Annotated in this window: 12 protein-coding genes; 5 read left to right on the top strand and 7 right to left on the bottom strand. The window is 65.8% G+C overall.

The features are described 5' to 3' along the window. Nucleotides 1-9: 9 nt before the first annotated feature. The 3 genes from ACZBJS_RS30495 to ACZBJS_RS30485 all read right to left on the bottom strand — a co-directional run bounded on the left by ACZBJS_RS30495 (nt 10) and on the right by ACZBJS_RS30485 (nt 4,426). On the bottom strand, nt 10-2,367 hold the full coding sequence (locus tag ACZBJS_RS30495; RefSeq protein WP_316398063.1) for an Orn/Lys/Arg family decarboxylase: 2,358 nt from the start codon (nt 2,365-2,367) through the stop codon (nt 10-12). 106 nt (nt 2,368-2,473) lie between these two features. Then, nucleotides 2,474-3,625 carry a DJ-1/PfpI family protein gene (locus ACZBJS_RS30490; protein ID WP_316398062.1) on the bottom strand — a complete coding sequence of 384 codons (1,152 nt, stop codon included), beginning with the start codon at nt 3,623-3,625 and terminating at the stop codon, nt 2,474-2,476. Nucleotides 3,626-3,826: 201 nt separating this feature from the next. Beyond that, nucleotides 3,827-4,426 carry a tetratricopeptide repeat protein gene (locus ACZBJS_RS30485; protein ID WP_316398061.1) on the bottom strand — a complete coding sequence of 200 codons (600 nt, stop codon included), beginning with the start codon at nt 4,424-4,426 and terminating at the stop codon, nt 3,827-3,829. Between the two features lie 258 nt (nt 4,427-4,684). Between ACZBJS_RS30485 and ACZBJS_RS30480 the strand changes: the two genes are divergently transcribed. Next, nucleotides 4,685-5,071, top strand: a complete 387-nt coding sequence (locus ACZBJS_RS30480; RefSeq protein ID WP_316398060.1) for an ester cyclase — start codon at nt 4,685-4,687, stop codon at nt 5,069-5,071. Between the two features lie 28 nt (nt 5,072-5,099). Here the strand turns inward: ACZBJS_RS30480 and ACZBJS_RS30475 are convergent, their stop codons facing one another. Beyond that, on the bottom strand, nt 5,100-6,833 hold the full coding sequence (locus ACZBJS_RS30475; RefSeq protein ID WP_316398059.1) for an adenylate/guanylate cyclase domain-containing protein: 1,734 nt from the start codon (nt 6,831-6,833) through the stop codon (nt 5,100-5,102). A gap of 129 nt (nt 6,834-6,962) precedes the next feature. After that, entirely contained in the window at nt 6,963-7,517 is a 555-nt protein-coding gene (locus ACZBJS_RS30470) for a PAS domain-containing protein (protein ID WP_057019672.1), read from the bottom strand. Between the two features lie 484 nt (nt 7,518-8,001). On the opposite strand from ACZBJS_RS30470, the gene ACZBJS_RS30465 reads away from it, so the two are divergent. Beyond that, the gene (locus tag ACZBJS_RS30465; protein ID WP_316398058.1) at nt 8,002-8,799 is read left to right on the top strand and encodes a rhomboid family intramembrane serine protease; all 798 of its coding nucleotides are present in this window, start codon (nt 8,002-8,004) and stop codon (nt 8,797-8,799) included. A gap of 192 nt (nt 8,800-8,991) precedes the next feature. Beyond that, nucleotides 8,992-9,420: a CBS domain-containing protein gene (locus ACZBJS_RS30460; protein ID WP_057019670.1), complete on the top strand. Its 429-nt coding sequence runs from the start codon at nt 8,992-8,994 to the stop codon at nt 9,418-9,420. A 3-nt stretch (nt 9,421-9,423) separates the two neighbouring features. Here ACZBJS_RS30460 and ACZBJS_RS30455 read toward each other — a convergent pair whose 3' ends face one another. Next, nucleotides 9,424-10,470, bottom strand: a complete 1,047-nt coding sequence (locus ACZBJS_RS30455) for a patatin-like phospholipase family protein (RefSeq protein ID WP_057019669.1) — start codon at nt 10,468-10,470, stop codon at nt 9,424-9,426. A gap of 277 nt (nt 10,471-10,747) precedes the next feature. Here ACZBJS_RS30455 and ACZBJS_RS30450 point away from each other — a divergent pair, with 277 nt between their 5' ends. Beyond that, the gene (locus ACZBJS_RS30450) at nt 10,748-11,824 is read left to right on the top strand and encodes a hypothetical protein (RefSeq protein ID WP_028342693.1); all 1,077 of its coding nucleotides are present in this window, start codon (nt 10,748-10,750) and stop codon (nt 11,822-11,824) included. 178 nt (nt 11,825-12,002) lie between these two features. Then, nucleotides 12,003-14,486 (top strand): putative bifunctional diguanylate cyclase/phosphodiesterase, encoded by a 2,484-nt coding sequence (locus ACZBJS_RS30445; RefSeq protein ID WP_316398057.1) that lies wholly within the window; start codon nt 12,003-12,005, stop codon nt 14,484-14,486. Nucleotides 14,487-14,595: 109 nt separating this feature from the next. Here the strand turns inward: ACZBJS_RS30445 and ACZBJS_RS30440 are convergent, their stop codons facing one another. Next, entirely contained in the window at nt 14,596-15,159 is a 564-nt protein-coding gene (locus tag ACZBJS_RS30440; protein WP_057019692.1) for a nitroreductase family protein, read from the bottom strand. Between the last annotated feature and the right edge of the window lie 75 nt (nt 15,160-15,234).

The raw sequence follows: 15,234 nt of genomic DNA, 5'->3' as shown, positions 1-15,234 counted from the left end.
TCCGTTCGCCTATTCGGACACGACATAGGTGTAGAAGCGGACGCGGCCGGAGTCGTCGATCTCCTTGTAGATGCCCTGGACCTCGACCTCGAAGCCCGGGAACGCATTGAAGCTCGCCTCGAACATCTTCAGGTAATCGATCATCGGCTTGCTGCGTTCCGACAGCCGCTCGCCGGGCACGATGGTGGCGATGCCGGGCGGGTAGACCACGAACGGCGTCGCGGCGACGCGGCCGAAGATCTGGTCGATCGGCAGATAGTCGACATCGTTGCGGATGAGATATTGTGCGGCCTGGCGCGGCGACATCGCGATCTCGGGCAGGTGCTCGGGCAGGAATTGCCTGGCCTGCAGCGTGCTGACGCCGCCGTCGCGGAAGAAGCGGTGCATGTCGCCGCAGAGGTCGCGCAGCCGCACCCCGGCATAGCGGCCCGGACGGCGGCGGTAGAATTCCGGGATGACGTCCTCGAGCAGCGCGTTGTCGTCGTGCAGCTTCTTGAAGGCGACGAGCCCGGAGACCAGCGTGCCGGCCTTGCTGGCCTCGACGCCGGGCGTCAGCAGGAACAGCAGGGAATTGAGGTCGTTCTTTTCGGCGACGATGCGGTTCTCCCGCAAATATTGCGCCACCACCGGTGCGGGGATGCCGTGATCGGCATAGGCGCCGGTGGCGTGATCGAAGCCCGGCGTCAGCAATGTGAGCTTGTTCGGGTCGGTCATGGCGAAGCCCGCGGTCAGTTCGGGAAAGCCGTGCCAGGTCTCGCCGGGACTGAGCTGCCAGTAGGACGGATTGGTCGCGAGCTGATCGGTCGAGATCGTCTCCCAGGCGACATTGTGCACGCCGTTCTCGCGCGCGACGTCGGGGATCTTCACGCGGTCCGGCACGAACGGCTCGAAGAACCAGCGCCGCTCGGGGCGCGTCTCCTTCTCCTCGAACTCGCGCTTCACGGCGCGGATCTTCTTGCGCAGCTCGATGCCGAGCCGGATCGTGTCGTCCCACAGGACTTCGCCGGAGCGGCCCTTCATCATCTGCGCGCCGACATCGAGCGAGGCGAACAGCGGGTAGAACGGCGAGGTCGAGGCGTGCTGCATGAAGCTTTCGTTGAAGCGGCGATGCTCGACCCGGCGCTTCTGGCCCTTGATGTGGCGGTCGCGGATGTGGATCTGCGAGGCCTGCGAGAAGCTCGCGAGCTGCTTGTGGGTCGATTGGGTCGCAATGATGCCGGGCGCCTCGGGGCCGAGATCGGACAGTCCCATGGCGAAGCGGCCGGCATAGATCGGGTGGAATTTCATGAAGCCGGCCCAGGCCTCGTCGAACAGGATGTAGTCGCAGAGATGGCCGATCCGCTTGAGGATCATCTCGGCCGAGTGGATGGTGCCGTCATAGGTGCACTGCTCGACCACGGCGACCCGGAACGGACGCTCCTTCTTCCAGGCGTTCTCGTCCTTGACCAGCGGGTGCTTGCGGATGTGGTCGCGCAGCGTGCCCTCGTCGAGCAGGTCCCAGCGCATCGGCCCGATCAGGCCGCAGGCGTTGCGCACCGTCGGCACGTAGACCGGGATGCCGCCGCCGATCAGCAGCGCGCCGTGATGCGCGGCCTTGTGGTTGTTGCGGTCGAACAGCACGAGGTCGCCGTCGGTGACCAGCGAGCCGAGCGCGACCTTGTTGGAGGTCGAGGTGCCGTTGAGCACGAAATAGGTTTTCTCGGCGCCGAAGATCCGGGCCGCCTCCTTCTGCGCCCGCAGCGCCGGCCCCTCATGGGTGAGGAGGTCGCCGAGGTCGAGCACGGAATTGTCGAGGTCGTCGCGGAACACGGCTTCGCCAAGGTGTTCGACGAACACCCGTCCGATTGGGCTGCGGCTGTAGAACACGCCGCCATTGTGGCCCGGGCAGGTCCAGAGCTGGTTGCCTTCCTCGGCATAGTCGACCAGCGCGCCGAAGAACGGCGTCTTCAAATTCTCGGCATATTGCTTCAGCCTGGAGATCAGGTTCTTGGCGATGAAGGGCGGGGTTTCCTCGGACAGGAACACGTAGCCGTCGATGAAATCGAGCACCTCGACCGGCAGGTCCTCGAACCGCTTGCGCCGGATCAACAGGATGATCGGGAAGTCGAGGCCGCGCCGGCGCATCAGGTTGATCAGCGCCGCGGTCTTGCCCTCAAGGCCCTTCTTGCCCCAATCGACCACCATGCAGCCGATCGCGGCGTCGGTCTGCACCGCGATCTCGGCATCTTCCAGCTTGCGGGCGCGAACCACCTCGAAGCCGGAGCGCTCGATCTCGGCGATGATCTGGTTGAAGCGGATGCCCTCGAGGTCGTCGGCCTCGAACACCGGCGCAGCGAACAGGAAGTTGAAGCGTTTGAAATAGTCCATGCGTGTCCCCGAACTGGTCCGGCGCTGACGTGTCGGCACAATTCATGACAGGCAGATGACAATGGGGCGGATGGAGGATCGAATACGTTGTTGGGGACGCAATCCCTCACTGCACGGCGTCAGCCCGTGGGTATTCGAGCTGCATGGCGACGAAGTCCGCCGTATCACGGCCATAGCGTGTTTCGATCCCGGCAAGCGCCCGGTCGAGCGCCTGCGCGGGCGGCGCGGTGCCGACCGCGGGCAGCAGACGATCTGCGGACCAATCCGGCGCCACGACTTGCGGATAAATACGCAGGCCGTTGCGGGTCGTCACCGCGTCGCCGGTCGCGGCGAACGTCACGGCATGCGATCGATAGGTGCGCGACCAGCTGTCGGCGACCAGCGCCAGCGAGACCTCGTCGACGCCGGGAGCCAGCGCGAGGCCGAGCTGTTCCCGGTTCCAGAACGCCAGCGTGTTCCGGATGGCGGTCAGCGCGAAGGGACGCGTGAACTTGAAGGCGTTGCTGTCATGCCGCGCGTCCCAGCCTGGCAGGCCGATCTCGCGCGCGACGGCCTCGGCCCTGGTACGGCCGGCGATCGCCTCGATCAGGGTCAGCGACATCGGCATCGACGCCGAAATCCCGGTCGTCGTCGCGACGCCGCGATCGACCACGATGCGGCGGTCGGCGACGTATTGGATGGCGGGATGTTTGCTGCGCCAGTTCTTCAGGTAAAACCAGTGCGTGGTGGCGCGCCTGCCGTCGAGCAGGCCGGTCGAGGCGAGCACCTTGGCGCCGGCGCAGACGGCGACGATCACGGCGCCTTTCTCCGCCTGCTGCCGGATCCATTGCATGACCGCCGGATCGTCGTCGGGGCTCATCGCCGGCACGATGACGTAGTCGGCGCCGTCGCCATGTGCGGCGTCGAATGCGGCGATGGTCGCATCAGGCTCGACCTTCAGCACCGGGAATAGCGCGACCGGACCGGGTCCCGTCGCCAGCGTGACGACATCGGCAACATCGGCGCGCTTGAGGATGCCGTAGGGCATCAGATAGTCGGTGGTCTCGGTCATGTCGTTGATGCCGAGCATCGCGATCAGGGGGCGCGACCGCTTCGGCGGCTTCAGCGCCGCGAGCGTTGCATCCTGCTCGGCCTTGGCGATCGGAGGCGGAACCCGGAACGCCGATGCGGCGGGCAGGGTGAAGAGCCAGATGCCGCCGATGATTGGAACCAGCGCGGCAACGGCGATGCCGCTCCACGCGAGAAGCCGCCAGGTCATGATGATCGATCTCAACGTATCCGCGTGCGTCGCCCGGCACGCAAGCTACTCGCCGGCCACGTCGACCAAAACGGCGAAATTCCCGCAAAAACGGACACGCGAACAAAGCGGCTCACAGGCATAGCCCGGACGAGCGACAGCGACATCCGGGGCCGGTCCTTCCCCGCATGTCGCTCCGCTCATGCGGGCTACGCGACGCGCTCAGTAGACGAGGTTCGTACCCGGCGGCTTTTCCAGTGCCGCCGCCAGCGTCCGATACTCTTCGCATTCGGTGCCACAGATCTCGGCGATCCGCTGCAGATGATACTGCGCCTGGTCGCGGTTTCCCTGTTCGATCTGCCACAGGCCGTAGTAGTTCCACGTCAGGACGTGGTTCGGATCGGCCTTGAGCGCACGTTCGTACCAGACTTGCGATTGCTTGTAGTCGCCGAGCTTGCGATAGGAATAGCCGATCAGGTTCGCGACGTTCGGCTGATCATCGCGGCCGAGTGCGTGCAACTGATCGATCGCGGCGGCGTAGTCGTTGCGTTCGTAGATTGTCGCATAGGCCGCGCGATAGCCGTCGCGGAATGCCGGGTCTTCGAAGCCGGACTGCTTGAAGGGCTTCTTGACCTTGTGCGTGGTCTTTCTGTCCTTCTGCTGGGGATAGGACGGCGCGGGAGTGCCGTAGCTCGACCCGTATGGGTCGCCACCACCACCGCCGCCGCCGCCACCTCCGCCAGCCGCGATGGCGGTCTGCGGTGGGAACAGAATGATCGGCGCTGTCAGGAATGCCGCAAGCATCATCGGTGACTTGATCATGTACGCCTCCCGATTTGACAAGGACAGTTATTGACCTGAAGCACTAACTCCCGATCGCGGGAGACATTCCGCGCGGTTTAAGAAATTGTTTGCCGAAGCGGCAATCGCACTGTCTCTTCGGGACGTCGCGCTTTCACGTGCACGCTGGCTGAGTGTTTCGTTCGCGCCATCGGACATCGGAGTCGAAACTGACATCGGTGTTAGAATCGCACGCAAATGCTCAATGGCCATCTGGACCCGCGGCAAGGAGGACGATCGATGATGAAAACGGACCTCGCCGAGATCTACCGGAACTACATTGCCTGTTTGAATCGCCGGGACTGGCCGCAACTCGGTCAGTTCGTTGACGAGGATGTGTGCCACAACGGCCGTCGGTTCGGGTTATCCGGCTATCGCGCGATGCTGGAAGGGGATTTTCGCGACATCCCGGACCTTCGCTTCAACATCGTTCTCCTGGTGTCGGATGCGTCCCATGTCGCGAGCCGGCTGGCATTCGACTGTTCGCCGAACGGCACGTTTCTCGGTCTCGGCGTCAACGGCAAGCGCGTGTCCTTCGCCGAGAACGTGTTCTACGAATTCCGCGACGGGAAGATCGTGCAGGTCTGGTCGGTGATCGACAAGGCTGCGATCGAGGCCCAGCTGTAGCGGCGGAGCCGGGATGAGCGTGACGCGGCTACTTCCGCTCCAGATGCCAGGCGCCATCCCAGTCGGCCGCTGGCGGATCTTGCCTGAACGCTGCGACGCGCGCCTTCATGGCGATCGACGGGCCGTCGCCCGGCGCCGCCGCCAGCGCCGCGGCGAAGGCTTGCTCGGCGTCATCCCAGCGGCGCTCGCGATAGGCGGCGAGACCGTCCGCGTAGCGCTGCCGCAACTCGGTCTGCGCCGGCGTCAGTTCGTCCTTCTTGCCGAGGATCTCGAACACGGCGACCGGCTGGGTCTGCCCCATCACCACGAGGCGGTCGATCTCGCGCAGCTCGATGGTTGCGGCGCAGGCCGCGGCGGTGGCCTCCGAGATCAGGCTGCGGCTGCCGTAGAACTTGTTGGCGCCTTCCAGCCGCGAGGCGAGGTTCACGGTGTCGCCGAGCACGGTGTAGCTCATCATGAACTCGGAGCCGATGCTGCCGACCAGGGCCTCGCCGGTGGCGATCCCGATCCGGATGTCGCAATCGGCCGGAATCACGCGGACGCCGAGCAGTTCCGGCAGATCCTTGCGCAGCTGGTTGACCTGGCCGATCATGTCGATGGCGGCAAGCGCGGCCAGATGGGTCTGCTCGGCCTCCTCGACGAAGGGCGCGCCCCAATAGGCCATGATGGCGTCGCCGATATATTTGTCGATGATGCCGCGATGCGCATGGACCGGCGCCGACATCGTCGACAGGTAGAGGTTCATGATCTTGACGAGGCCGCTCGGCGTCACGCCCTCGCTCAGGCTGGTGAAGCCCTTCATGTCGCAGAACATCACCGTCATGACGCGGCGCTGTCCTTCGGTCGCGGCGATCGCCGGCTGTTCGAGCAGGCCCTCGGCGATTCGCGGATTGATGTAGCGGCCAAACGTCTCGCGGATGCGCTGGTTGTGCCGCAGCGTCTCGATCATGCGGTTGAAGGCGGCCGACAGCTGGCCGATCTCGTCCTGGGTCGTGATGGTGATGGCGCCGTCGAGGCGGCCGGCCTCGACCTCGCGGGTGCTTTCGAGCAGGCGCATCACCGGACGCGTGATGCCGCTGCCGACCAGCATCGCGAACACGAAGCCGAGGATCGCGGCAATGGCGGTCACGACGCCGGAGATGATGATCGCCCGCTGCTGGGCACTCATCACCTTTGCGGCGGCCGAAGCGACCTGCGCCAGCATGTCGGCACGGATGCCCTCGATCCTGGTGTTGAAGTCGTCGCGCAGGGCGTCGGCGCGCAGCGTGGTCGCTTTCGCCGCCGCAAAGTCCTTGGCGTCGATTTGCTCGAGCAGCGTCTTGTTCTCTGCGTTCAGGCGCATCAACAGGTCGTTGACGGCATTGTCGATGCGGTCATCGAGGCGTCCGAGCGCGGCGTTGTCGGATGGCGTCGAGGGATCGGCGATGATCGCATCGATCAGCGTGCGCGCGGCGTCGGCCTCGCGCTTGATCAGGGGCTCGATCTCGTCGAAGGCCTTGCGCGCGCTTTCGTAGCCGGAGTCTTCGGCCGGCGCCTGCATCTTCGCCATCATCATCCGGCGCATGGCGAGCGACCGCTCCAGCGCGCGGATGTTGACGCGGGCGAGGTGGCCATAGGCGGGGATGTAGCGGTTGGTGAGCTCGTCGAGGAGATGGCCGACCTGGCCCGCCATCACCATCGACAGCAGCGAGGTGACCACCGCGAGGATGATGAGTCCCGCGGCAATGCCGACGATCTTCTGCCTGATCGAATTCCGAAACATGCCCAGCCCGGCCGCAGCTGCAATGAGCGGGTCCACCCCGCCGTGACGGCCAGACAGCTAATAGAGTTCCGCGGGGCGGGGTGCAAGCGACCGGCGCCTGCCATCCCGTCCCAAGGCGGGTGCCGGCGGCTAGCGCAGGCCTTCGTAGACCATCAGGCCGCGCGCGATGGCGAGCTTGCGCAGGGTCCGCGGCACGAACCGCTCCTGGGGATGCAGGTAACGCCACGAGGTCAGCACCAGGTCGTGCAGCCGGCCGACGTCGTCCTCGAACGGGGCGAGCAGGCCGGTGAGGCTCGCCGGCATATGGACACGGCTCGTGAAGGGCAGCAGCAGCAGCTCGAGATGCGCCTTGGCGCCGCTCTCGGTCGTGGCGGTGATGCCGGCGATGGCCGGCAGGGTCTCTTCGACGACGCAGGTGATGATGTCTTCGATCTCGCCGCGGCTCGCACCGGTGAACAGGGCGGAAAAGCTCCGGTTCTTGAGGTCGCAGCCGAGCAGGGCGGAGGTGCGGGTGCCGGCGACGCGGAACGGAAATCGGGTCTCGCCGTCATAGGACAGCACGAAGATGTCGGACAGTAGTTCGCGTACCGCGGACGGCTCGAACTCACTCCGGTCAGGTGCACGTGCGGTGCCGCGCTTCGCATTCCAATATGCGAAGAACTCGCGGCTCGAGCTGTGTTTCATCTAAACCTTGCCCGGCACCTGTCTCGGCGGGACACATCTGTCCCGGTTTTGCTCAGGCGCCTTCCCTTCTCTGTTGTGCAGGGAAGGCTGTGCAGCGTCCATGCCGTGGCCGCGCTTTGGGCGGCTTATCGGCAGCTTTGTGTTGTTAACGTAAATTTAACTATGTCCTTGGCCCCCGCGGAACCAGTGGGTAGGGTGCGCGTTCCTGTTCGCGCCGGCTGCCCCAAGCGCCGGCGCCTTTGGTACACAGGTGGCGTCAAACAGTTTGGTCACCGTGCGGGGAGGGGTGGGGATTTTCTCCCGATCCCTCCGGGGCACGAGAAGACCAGCCGACCAGGGAGGGCGTTCTCAGCGCCCTCCCTTTTCTTTTGTCCCGATTCCGCACTGCGCGACACCCGGTGTCCGATTTTGGGATTGTGCACTTGCACAGGGGTGCGAAAGCCGCCTATCTCTGATCCACCGCCGCATCGAGGTCGCCGACCCCTTGGACTCCCATCCCGAATCCCCGCTCGCGCCGCCGCCGGAGGCGCCGCGCGAGCCGATCCTGACCTTGCCGCCGGCGCTCACCGCCTACATCCTGCTGATCGCGGTGATTCATCTGCGGGTGCTGCTGCCGCCGGAGCTGGAGAACTGGACCATCGACGTCTTCGGCTTCATCCCGAAGCGCTACGATTCGACGCTGCTCGACATCACCTTTCCGGGCGGCGAAGGCGCCAAGGTCTGGACCTTCGTCACCTATTCGCTGCTGCACGCCAACCTCACCCATATCGGCTTCAACGTGCTGTGGCTGCTGCCGTTCGGCAGCGCGCTGGCGCGGCGCTTCGGCGCGCTGCGTTTCTTTGTCTTCATGGCGGTGACGGCGGCCGCCGGGGCGCTTGCGCATCTGTTGACCCATGAGCACGCGATCGCGCCGATGATCGGAGCGTCGGCTTCGGTGTCGGGGACGATGGCGGCGGCGATCCGCTTTGCCTTTGTGAAGGGCAGCTTCCTGTCGTTCAGCCGTGGCGATGCCGAGGCGGCGGCCAAGGTGCCTGCGCTGTCGCTGTGGCGGGCGCTGCGCAACGGACGGGTGCTCGCCTTCCTGGCGATATGGTTCGGCGTCAACATCCTGTTCGGCGCCACCTCGCTGTCGCTCGGCGGCGAGGGCGCGAGCGTCGCCTGGCAGGCGCATATCGGCGGCTTCGTTGCCGGACTGCTGCTGTTCTCGTTGTTCGATCCGGTGCCGCGCACGCGGGACGATGCTGCAGATGCGTCGTCGGTGGATCAGTCGGGGCGCGTCTGATCGCCAGCTTGCGGCCTGGATCGAATTCCTCCATCATCTTTGTGACGCAGAAACAAAGCGGGCCGACAAATCGAGCCCTGCTACTCGCCGCGCCGCGGAACCGAAATCGGCGCGGAACTGTTGATTGAAGACTCTGGCGAACAGGCTCGGCTCCGCTCAAGCGGGGCGCGAGCGGATTCAGGGAGGCCGACAATGACGGTACGTTCCATTCTCGATGCAAAAGGCCATCAGGTCATGAGCGTCGCGCCCGGCGCGAAGCTCTCGGCCGCGGTCAAGCTGCTCGGCGAGCGTAGGATCGGCGCGGTGCTGGTGATGGAGCAGAGCCGCATGGAGGGCATCCTGTCGGAGCGCGACATCGTGCGCGTGCTCTCTGAGCGCGGCGCCGGCGCGCTGGACGAACCGGTCAGCGCGGTCATGACCAAGAAGGTCGTGAGCTGCCGCGAGTCCGATACGGTCAGCGGCATCATGGAGATGATGACCACGGGAAAATTCCGCCATCTTCCTGTCGTCGAGGACGGCAAGGTGGTCGGGCTGATCTCGATCGGCGACATCGTCAAGCGGCGCGTCGAGGAATATGAGCGCGAGCAGGAGGCGCTGCGCGACTACATCAAGACCGCCTGAGCGCTACTTCCCGGTGCTGCCCGCGCCGCTCGACGGCGGCGCCAGGATGTCGATTGCCTCCTCGATTGCGCTGATGGAGCGTTCGGCGGCGCGTATCCCGTGCGCGATCAGGTCGTCGGCGCGGTGGAAGTCGAACCAGCCGATCTGACCGACCCGCGGCGAGATCAGCATATCAGGCGGATCGCCGGCAAGGCGTGCGCGGGTGATGCGGTCCTGCATGATGTTGAAGGCGTCGACCATGACGCTCGAGATGCCGGGCCGGCTGGCGCTGCCGAAAAACTCCCGCTTCACGGTACGTTCGGCGGAGAAGAAGCGGCCAAACCGGCGCTTCGGCGGCTCCGGCTCGAGTTCGGCCTCGGCGGTCACCGCAACCGTCACCTCCGGCGCGGCGGACGGGCCGTGATTGTAGATCGTGGTCGAGTGCGCGAACACGTCGCTGGAGAGGTTCGCCGCAATGACGATCTCGGCGCCGAGCGCGCGCGCGGCCGAGACCGGCACCGGATTGACCAGCGCGCCGTCGACCAACCAGCGGTCGCCGATCAGGACCGGCGCGAAGATGCCGGGCAGGGCGTAGGAGGCGCGCATGGCGTCGACCACGCGACCCTGGGTCAACCAGATCTCGTGCCCGGTGCGCACTTCGGTGGCGACGCTGGCGAACTTGACCGTGAGGTCCTCGATCATGACCTGGCCCAACGCAGCCTCGATCTCGGCGGCCAGCTTGGCGCCGCGGATCAGGCCGGAGCCGTTGAGGCGGATGTCGAGGTAGCCGAGCACGCTGCGCGGCTGCAGGCCGCGCGCCCATTGCTCCAGCGTCTCGATATGGCCGGCCGCATAGGCGCCACCGACCACGGAGCCGATCGAGGTGCCGACCACCACATTGGGGACGATGCCGTGGGCCAGCAGGGTCTTGATGATGCCGATATGGGCAAAGCCGCGCGCGGCGCCGCCGCCGAGCGCAAGCCCGATGACCGGCCGGCGAACCGTTCCCAAGCCTACCTTGTCGGGGCCGTCGGAGCTCTTGTGGCCTCGGCCCATCCAGCTATCCAACACGACAAATCTCCTGCCTGCGCGAGACTAGGCTGCGCAGCATGGCTGCGCCAGCGTCGTCCGTCTTCATGGTTAGTCCCACAGGCACGATTCATGCCCCGGGTAGTCCGCGGTAGGCAGGGAATGTGACTGGACCGCGACGATAGGGCTAACATCGGCTTGATCGCGCGGTTCCAAATGGCGGACACCGCCCACCCGGACTGTGACAAAGCCTTGGACGCCCCCTGGATCCCTTGGACGAAGGCTTGAATTTGCCGCGTTTTCGTTGAAAAGCATGATGATGACTTCGAGGGGCAACGGCATCGGCGGATGCGGACGGGGCATGCGGCTCCTTCCGCTGTTGACGCTTGCGGCATTTTTGCTCGCCCTGATCCCCGGTTCCGTATCTGCACAGTTCTTCAGCGACCGGCCGCCGCCGATTCCGCCCGCCTCGGTCCCGGAGGTGCCGTCCGGTCCGGCGCTCAACCTGGCGCCGCCATCGGGCGGCGGTTCAGGGCCCGTTCTGCCTGGTCCGCTGAACCAGCCGACCATCGTCCAGCCCTCGATTGCGACCGTGCCGCCGGTGGTAGCAGCGCCGCCGGCCGGGTCGCCGGCCGCGGGGCAGGCGGTGCTGTCGCTGACGGCGCGGTACGGCAAGGACCTGCCGGTCATCAATGCCGGGCTGGTGTGGCGGGTGTTCGCCGACAAGCCTGACGACAACGGTACCTACAAGCTGGTCCGCGAAGAGCGCGGGGCGACGCCCAACGTGGTGCTGCCGCCCGGCAACTATGTCGTCCATGTCGCGCTCGGCCTCGTCAGCGCAGTGCGCGCCGTCAGCCTGAAGTCGGAGACCGACCGCGAGTCCTTCGTGCTGCCGGCCGGGGGCCTGCGGATCGAGGGTCGGGTCGGCAGCAGCAAGATCCCCGCCAACCAGATCTCGTTTGCGATCTACAAGGGCAGCCAGTTCGACGGTTCGGACCGTGGACCGATGGTGCCGAACGTTGCCGCCGGCGACGTCGCGCTGCTGCCCGAGGGCACCTACTACATCGTCTCCAACTATGGCGACGCCAACTCGGTGGTGCGCTCCGACATTCGCGTCGGGGCGGGCAAGCTGACCGACGTCACCGTCACCCATCGCGCCGCCGTCATCACCCTCAAGCTGGTCAGCGAGCGGGGCGGCGAGGCGCTTGCCAACACCGCCTGGTCGGTGATCACGCCGGGCGGCGACGTGATCAAGGAATCGATCGGCGCGTTCCCGCGCGTCGTGCTCTCCGAGGGCGAGTATCGCGCGATCGCCAAGAACGAAGGCAAGGTGTTCGAGCGCCCCTTCAATGTCGTCAACGGTGTCGATGGCGAAGTCGAGGTCGTGGCGCGCTGACGTCCGGCCGGTCCTGCATTTCATGCAGCTGTCATAGTCTCTAATGTGAACTAACCATCGCGCGAATTTGAGCCGTCATAATCGCTCGCGGCGATACCGGGCCTGCCTATTTTTACATGACGTTAAGCCGCGGCATGACTTGGATGCCGTGGGGACTAGTGTTTGCGTGGGGCGCGCCATGGTCATGGCCAACAAGAAATCAGCTAAAGCATCGGCCAAATTCAATTCCGAGATGTTCGCCGACGTACCGGTTCTGCAACGCAAGTGGCAGGCCGCGGTCCGTCCCGGCGAAAAGCTGCCGCACTATGAAGACGTGATGCTCGGCAGTCTCGGCCGGCTCGCCGATCATATCGTGCTGCTGCGGAGCGTCGATAGCATGCTCAGCGTCTCGCACGCCGGCCGCTATGTCCAGACATGGCTGAACGACGAGCGCTGGGACATTCCGCTCAGCGCCCTGCCGCCGGATTGCGCCACCGCGTTGACCGAGGCGGCCGCAAACGCGCGCGAGAACTGCCGGCCCTATCTGGCGTCGGCGCATTGCGTCCGCGACGGGCTGGTGCGGACCTTCGACGTGCTGGCGCTACCGACGCGGTCGCGCTGGGGCGGTATCCTGGTCGGCGTCTATGTCAACGAGCGCAATGCGCAGTACAATCTGCTCGATACGATTTTCTCGGCCACCGACGAGGGCGTGCTGTCGCTCGCCGCGATCCGCGATGCGCGCGGCGAGCCGGCCGACTTCCAGATCGTGCATCTCAACCAGGGCGCCGCAAGGCTGCTGATGCAGCCTGCGACCGAATTGCTGTGGCGCCGGCTCAGCGCCGGCGGCAATCCGCTTGCGGCGTCAGCGGTGATGAGCCGTCTGCGTGGATTTGTCGGCGGCGGCCCGGGCGGGCAGTTCGAGATCGACAGCGGCGATCGCTGCCTGCGGCTCGGCGTCACGGCGTTCGGCGACATGCTGTCGCTGACCGTCTCCGACGTCACCGCGCTGAAGCAGCGCGAGCAGTCGTTCCGCCTGCTGTTCGAGAACAACCCGATGCCGATGTGGGTGTTCGACGCCGGCACGATGGAATTCCTCAGCGTCAACGACGCCGCCGTTCAGCACTATGGATACAGCCGGGAAAAGTTTCTCGGCATGACGCTGCGCCAGATCTGGCCGGTGGATGAGTGGAGCGTGCACAGCGCCGCCTTGCGCGAGATCGGCGACGTCTATCAATCGAGCCGCGACTGGCGGCACATCAGGGCCGATGGCAGCGAGATCCACGTGCTGACCTTCGGGCGCAAGGTGGCGTTCGAGGGCCGCGACGGCTATCTGGTCGCGGTGGTCGACATCACCGAGCGCCGCGCCGCCGAAGCGCGGATCGCGCATATGGCGCACCATGACGGTCTCACCAATTTGCCGAACCGCGATTTCTACCAGGAGCGCCTACGCGAGGCGCTGGAGCGCGGCCGCAGCGGCAACAAGCGCGTCGCGGTGATGTGCATCGACCTCGACCTGTTCAAGAACGTCAACGACTCCTTCGGGCATCCGATGGGCGACCGCCTGCTCAAGCTGGTGGCGGAGCGGCTGCGCGAGGTGGTCCGCGACGACAATGTGGCGGCCCGCCTCGGCGGCGACGAATTCGCGATCGTGCTTGCGGCCGACGTTTCGCCGAACGAGGCGAGCGCTTTCGCCGAACGGTTGATCGAAGCGCTGAGCGCGCCCTACAACATCGACGGGCTCGAGGTCGTGGTCGGCGCCAGCGTCGGCATCGCGCTGTCACCGGGTGACGGCACGACGTCGGAAGAATTGATGCGCAATGCCGACATGGCGCTGTACCGCGCCAAGTCCGAGGGCGGCGGCGTGCACCACTTCTTCGAACCGGAGATGGATCAGCAGGCGCAGAAGCGCCGCGACATGGAGCGCGATCTGCGCGCGGCCTTCAGCAACGGCGAGTTCGAGCTGCACTACCAGCCGCTGGTCGATATCGCGGCCGACCGCATCTCTGGCTTCGAGTCGCTGCTGCGCTGGCGGCACCCGCAGAAGGGCATGGTCTCACCTGCGGAGTTCATCCCGGTTGCCGAAGACATCGGCCTGATCGTCGCGCTCGGCGAATGGGTGCTGCGCGAAGCCTGCTCGGAGGCGATCAAGTGGCCCGCCGACGTCAAGGTCGCCGTCAATCTGTCGCCGGTGCAGTTCCGCAGCCGCAATCTGGTCCAGGCCGTGATCTCGGCGCTGGCGCATTCCGGCCTGTCGGCGCGGCGGCTCGAGCTCGAGATCACCGAGTCGGTGTTCCTGGCGGAAACCGAGGCCAACCTCGCGATCCTGCATCAGCTGCGCGAGCTGGGCGTCAGCATCTCGATGGACGATTTCGGCACCGGCTATTCCTCGCTGAGCTATCTGCGCAGCTTCCCGTTCGACAAGATCAAGATCGACCGCTCCTTCGTGAAGGATCTGGCGCGGCGCTCCGATTGCCTCGCGATCGTGCGCGCGATCTCGGGCCTTGGCCGCAGCCTCAGGATCACCACGACCGCGGAAGGGGTCGAGACGACAGACCAGCTCGACTGGTTGCGCGCCGAAGGTTGCAACGAGGTGCAGGGATTTCTGTTCAGCGCGGCGCGGCCGGCCGGCGAGATCGCGGCCTTGCTGAGCGGCTTTGCGGAGCGTGCGTCGAAGGCGGCGTAGTCGTCATGCCCGACAATGGCGAGGGCTTTTGTAGCCCGGGTGAGCGAAGCGACACCCGGGACGAGTGTCCCGCATATCGCTCCGCTCATGCGGGCTACAAGCCTATACCCTAGAACCGCGTCACGATATCCGACAGGGCCGGGCGCGGGCGGTCCTCGCTCGGCCTGGTCGGGGTGCCGATGTGAATGAGCCCGGCGAGCTTCTCGTCCGGCTTCAGGCCGAGGCCGTCGAGCACGTCGCGGTCGAAGGCAAACCAGCCGGTCAGCCAGCAGGCGCCGTAGCCGAGCGCGGTCGCCGCGGTAACGATGTTCATCGCGCTGGCGCCCGCCGACAATTCCTGCTCCCACGGCGGCACCTTCGGGTGCGGCTTGGTGAAGGAGACCACGCCGATCACCAGCGGCGCGTCGGTCAGGCGCTTCTTCTCGACCTCGATGTCGGAGGCCGGCGCCCCGGGATTCTTCCGGGCGAAGACCTTTGCGATCACGTCGCCGGCCCGCGCGCGGGCATCGCCCTCGAACACGATGAAGCGCCAGGGCGCGAGCTTGCCGTGGTCAGGCACGCGTGCGCCGATCGTCAAAATGGTCTCGAGCTCGGCCGCGGACGGGCCCGGGCCGGTCATCTCGCGCGGTTTCATCGAGCGGCGCGTCTTCAGGAGTTCAATGGCATCGGGCACGGAAATGTCCTTCAAGGGGAGTCGTGCCCCCAAGATGGGGACACGACCAAGCCAATGAAAGCCAGTTTAGACCGA

It is taken from the genome of Bradyrhizobium sp. KZN70725 (assembly GCF_055264925.1).
This window is presented reverse-complemented; position numbering and strand designations above follow the sequence as displayed.